This is a genomic window from Bacillus sp. SM2101 (genome assembly GCF_018588585.1).
GTDB classification, from domain to species: Bacteria; Bacillota; Bacilli; order Bacillales; family SM2101; genus Nanhaiella; species Nanhaiella sioensis.
In genome coordinates, this window is record NZ_JAEUFG010000062.1 from 1 (window position 1) to 5,407 (window position 5,407).

Annotated in this window: 5 protein-coding genes; 2 read left to right on the forward strand and 3 right to left on the reverse strand. The window is 30.6% G+C overall.

The window, feature by feature from the left end:
* Positions 1-368: 368 nt before the first annotated feature.
* The 3 genes from JM172_RS23830 to JM172_RS23840 form a co-directional block, all read right to left on the reverse strand.
* Complete coding sequence (locus JM172_RS23830) at positions 369-680, reverse strand: RNHCP domain-containing protein (RefSeq protein ID WP_214484877.1); 312 nt, start codon at positions 678-680, stop codon at positions 369-371.
* Between the two features lie 568 nt (positions 681-1,248).
* Positions 1,249-1,680, reverse strand: coding sequence for a hypothetical protein (locus JM172_RS23835; protein WP_214484878.1), 432 nt, complete (start codon positions 1,678-1,680; stop codon positions 1,249-1,251).
* 679 nt (positions 1,681-2,359) lie between these two features.
* A complete protein-coding gene (locus JM172_RS23840) occupies positions 2,360-2,617 on the reverse strand; it encodes a hypothetical protein (RefSeq protein ID WP_214484879.1) in 258 nt (85 codons plus the stop codon).
* 944 nt (positions 2,618-3,561) lie between these two features.
* Here JM172_RS23840 and JM172_RS25320 point away from each other — a divergent pair.
* Together JM172_RS25320 and JM172_RS23845 are read left to right on the forward strand one after the other, a co-directional pair.
* The gene (locus JM172_RS25320) at positions 3,562-3,690 is read left to right on the forward strand and encodes a hypothetical protein (RefSeq protein ID WP_284730506.1); all 129 of its coding nucleotides are present in this window, start codon (positions 3,562-3,564) and stop codon (positions 3,688-3,690) included.
* 620 nt (positions 3,691-4,310) lie between these two features.
* Positions 4,311-4,640, forward strand: coding sequence for a hypothetical protein (locus JM172_RS23845; protein ID WP_214484880.1), 330 nt, complete (start codon positions 4,311-4,313; stop codon positions 4,638-4,640).
* Positions 4,641-5,407: the final 767 nt, after the last annotated feature.

The following is a 5,407-nucleotide window of genomic DNA, read 5'->3' on the forward strand; positions in this document are numbered from 1 at the left end:
TAGTTTCTAAGGAATACTTTGTCATTAAAAACTGCACCTCCGTTGTTAGTTTTGTCTAACAATTGGGGTGCAGTTCATTCTAGTGGTCTATTTTTTGTGCTTCACTGTCTCGTTACTTTTTTGGTTCAAAAAAACAATGTTTTTCATTGCTTCATTTTGTGAAGATGCCACTACTTTTTTATACAGACAGGTAGATGAGGTATTACTCGACCTATAGAGGTTTCAGATAAGATTCCATGAACACTAGATGGAACCTGATTTATCTTAGTAGGAAAAGCAACAGCTTGTGTGAAAGTAGCCTTAACAACGAAGAAAAGGTATTATGACAAACTAAAATTTAAACTCCAAACATAGCAGGTAGAATGTTATTAAACTATTGATTTCATATAATTAATTATTTGATCTTCTTGCAGTGTATCTGTGGCAACTTTGTTCTTACCAACCTTACCACATTTTGTACATTCATGAACAATTTGATAGCCTTTCTTGTTAGAATAATCAAGCCCAATCAGTACCATTAGTCCATAGCAATCACTTGCCCGATCACCTGGTTGGATATCTAGATGTTTTGAATACAAACAGTAAGGACAATGATTTCTAAAACTACCATTAGTTAATGGTGTAACTTGTTCTCTACAATTTTCACACTGAAACGCTGTATTTTCTGATTTTCTACTCAAGTGCTCTACCTCCAAGATTAATTTATTTAATCTTTGGAGGCAGGGTTCCGTTTTGTTTTTACTACTGATGTAGCTTCAGGCTTTCTAAGCGACTTAACCAATTCACCGCCAAACTCTATTCAGCGATTACTTCTAGTTCCAACTTCAATTTAGCATATTTCATCTAAATATCCGGACCACGATTGATTTTGTTTATTTGTATCAACCACTGTAAGACGGACATCTCCACCTTCCATTAGTAGGTGTTCTACTTAGATCACTGACTTAGGCATTCGTCCCCTGTATAGCACTTTTGTATACTTTTAAATAACTCAACAATGTATCACTCCATTTAGTCGCTATGTTTGGAGTATTCCTTGGAATTATAACATAATTTAAATTTTATGTTCATATTTAATAGTACCACCATGATCTATAAACATAGCTATCATCTCTCAAACACTTCCTCCCTACCCCTCAATTTCCGTCAAATGACCCTATCCATTCTATATTAAATAATAAATTCATGATAAAAAACACTCACCCCTCTTGAATAGTTGAGAAGTGAATGTTTAGTTTTATATAATGTTTAAGCTGATACGGTCTTTTCCTTCGATTCTGAGACAGTAAATTTATAAACAATAGCTACCACTACTGAGAAGAATAGATGTGTCATTAGATTCATAAGTTGATCGGGAGTAAATGCATTTACTATATTTGTTCCCATTCCCATCATTAATGGCATAACGACTAATGGACCTAAAATCCATATACCAATTGTAAAGATCACAGTAAGTAGCCAAATATTTTTTACAATTATAGCTAACCCCCCAAATGATACACCAAAAATTACACTAATAAGCAAATGAATAACCCAACCTACAGCTAGACTTTCACTACTTGCCATTGATGCAATCATTGGCATTTTCCCCATAAGTTGCATTACAATTCCGAATGCAATCCCTCCGGCGATACCGCCAATACTTCCTGCAATTAAAGCTTTTTGTAAAGGCAACTTCATATCAATCCCTCCTTTAATTTTTTTACATGATCATTATTAAAACTACAGCTGCAATAATAAGTAATACTTTATATAGCATACCTGTATTTAAAGAAATAAAATGTAATCTAGCCTACATTTTTTCTGATTATTCTTATAATTAATAAAAATATTTAATGATAAAAGTTAAATAGCTAGAAACTATTCACAGCCCAAATATAAATAATTATTCAATGTAATTGTAAAAACGTAACTATATAAGATGTAAAAACACATATACATTAGCTTTTATAGAATTATATGTTTTTTAGTAAAACAAGTAGATACCTTCATGTGATAGGAATGATGTTGATGACATCACGTAACCGCTGGCAATCTTCTTTTATTCCCCATCACCAATAGTGTCGAATAAGTTTATTTCTACCGATTTTAAGCTAAGTCCAAAAATATCCTGATTTATAATAAATCTACTCAAAACGTAAAGAAAAACGCTCTCAGTATGATTACTAAAAAGCGCCATAGTTAAATAACTTTATTCCCCTATTAAACAAACATCAAACTCCTTGACATGAACTGCATTCACTCCGACTTCATAATTCTCCCTTGGTGAATCAGTCATTCAAGTAAAAGCATCTACTACTATTATCTCAACAGAAATAGATAAAACCAGCGCTAATAAGTGCCCTAATGATATATCTTTTTACTCATTTATCAAGTCATCTTTTTCCACTTCTTCTATAAACATATTATACTGGGTTGAATTTGGAATACTTCTTTGTGTGACTTGTTCATGATAATTCCAATCTTCATCAATAAAAGAAATATCATCAAGTTTGTCTCTGTAAATATTCACTTTATCTGCCTCAGCTAATTTTTCGAGTGCTTCTTCCCCTGATTCTGCGTTAACTTCCACCTTTAAAACAGCAATGTACGGCAATTCAATGTAATATTTTTTCATCGTGTTAAATCCTCCTATCATTTAGTTAACTTTTCAAAATACATAAAATAAACACTAAATTAGAATCACTACTTGTTTATGGTTCTAAGATCTACAGCATTTATTAGATATAAACGACCCCCTTCAAATTTATAAGATTATCTCATTTCCATGATGTGGATACATTATATATAAAATCTAGAATCTTTAGCTAGTAGCAACCTATTATGGATGTTTATGATAAAATCAGCAAAGCATCTGTATAGTGAAAATAATGAAAAAAAATACTTTATTAAGCATTAAAATGAAGCTTTACATGCTTGTAGATAGTATATATAATAGGGACATTCAAATTATGAGGAACTTTTACTTCTTTCTTAAATGAAGATTTAAAAAGAACATATACTGGATACGTATCTCCGTAAAACGTGTAAGTAACCCCAAAATTGTTTATTTTGGGATTGTATTATTTTTACTCTCTTCTTTATCACATAATTGGTAAAATCGCTTATTTATGTGTGACATGATCTTTTTTATGTGGGTAATTTTGGGTGATTCAACTTGTTTTAGCAATTACTTTTCATAATAAGAGCTAAACACAAATAGCTACCGTTCTGGATATCTCTTCTTGTTTAAAGACTATGAAAATCATATAAAACACACCAGTTACGTCAAATGTAAGCAACAAAGTTTGAAAAGATCCTTAACAAAAGACGTCATGATGGATTTAGATTGTTTGGCATGGATTATTTTACAGCTGAGTGGGTACACCTGTTCAGAGGAAAACGTTTGAAAATCTATCTTAGAAATATATCAAGGTTCTGGGTGTTTATTCTACTGCTTATTTAGTCTGATCTATAAGGAAAAATACACACTCATTTGTTTGAATTTCATGATAGGTTTTTTAATCCGATTTTATTTTCCTTCTGTGTTACTACTATACTAATTAGTTAAGGAGGAGTTGTATGAAATTCTATATTTGGATATTCATTTCATCTTTATTATCATTTTCACTTTTACAAAGATTTTGGCCAAATTATAAAGACAACGAGTTTCCTCTGCTCACAGACTTTACTATACCAATATTTCTATAAGGTTATTATGTATTCTTTTTAGTAGTCCCTTCTTTATTATTTCTTAAATTTATTCAAGCATCTGCTCTTAAATTTATCTTGATTAGGGCTTTATTCGCTCTTCTATTTTGCTATTCATTAAGCGTCTTATCATTATCATCTCTTATTTTCGAAATGATAATATCGTTAGTCATTTCTTTGTTTGCTTGGATTTACTTTATTGTTTTACCAGTAATTCTATTACCATCAAAATTTAGCCGCCCTATAACCCATATTAATTAGCGCAACAAGCATAACTAAATTGATCAACTAACAATCTCTTATTAACAATAATCCCAAGAAACGCCTCCCAACATGAATGCTTGCAGAATAGTTCTTATAATTTGTCGTTATTACTATTGTTCTATTTATAATCACCCCACCTCAATCAAAACCTTATTTTTATGTTCTAATCTTATTATTTCTTCTTCCAACTCAAAAACTTTTTCTTTTAACATAAAAATCTTTGTACCAGGCATTCAACTTTTTATGTAAATAGCCATTTTGTATATTAAGTTCACCTATCTGGCCAGAGAGTTGTTCTATTCCAATTGTAACTTCGCTCAGTAGGTGATACTAAGTCGATACTGAAACAATATACAATGGATTTTGATTCTGAACATTACATTCTGGATATGGAGGGTGTATTACTTTATCAAGATTTAAAAAATGATTGGATGTTCCATAATGATAAATATGAAGTGGTAGAGTTATCACATAGCTTAGAAGGAATTCTTAAAAAAGGTGCAGGGTGGAACACTAACTATCTTAGCGTTCAAAGTGGATCTAACCATAAAATAAGAACCTCTGATTCTTTTTCCTTCCGAGAATTCACACTCGATTTTTCAAGAATTTACTATGGAGAGAATGACGATTTTCGAAATTATTTTGATGGATATATCAAGAACTACACACAATTAAGAGTTCAATAACTACTTATTAAGAATGCCCTCAATAATTTTATTTTTAGGATCTCATAAATTTAAGCCCTTAGTGTCTACGAATAAACCGTTTTATACTTCTTGATCTATTATATTAACTAATCTAGCATCTTTGTGTTATTTTTTAATACTTTACTATTACACAAGCTTATAGAATGTTGACTTTTCACTGAAAAAAGGCGCATTTCTGTTTTACTACAGAAATGTCCTTTTTTTGAGTCTAATATTTAGTCTGTTTGTTCTACAATTACATAGTTTACAAGCTTATTTTTTATAATTAATACGTATCATATGTAGCTATTATATAAACTAGATTTGGTTATGGTATACAATAATGCAAACAAACGACATGAATATATTGTCATAGTTATACAAATCGTAAAAACGATTAGGCTAGTCTTATTCTCCTGTTTTATAGTTTAAATATTGCGAAAATTTATTTATCTTATATAATAATATTATTCAATAATAAAGAAAGGATTTGATAAATATGGATATCGCTATTGCAATACTACAATTTTTAGGTGATCTAATTCCTCTAGTACTTGGGCTTCTCGATTTCTTTTCATAGAAAAAAACTACATATAAGTTAAGTATTATGTCTCTTCTTTGGAAAAGCGTTTTTTCTTTGAATCGGCTGTACAATAATCGAAGGTGCAGCAACACCAACGTCCATACAATGAGGCTGGGACATAACTAGCCTCAAAAATAAAAAAGGTGAATTTGAGTGAGCTCAAATTCACCTTTTTTCTATTTAG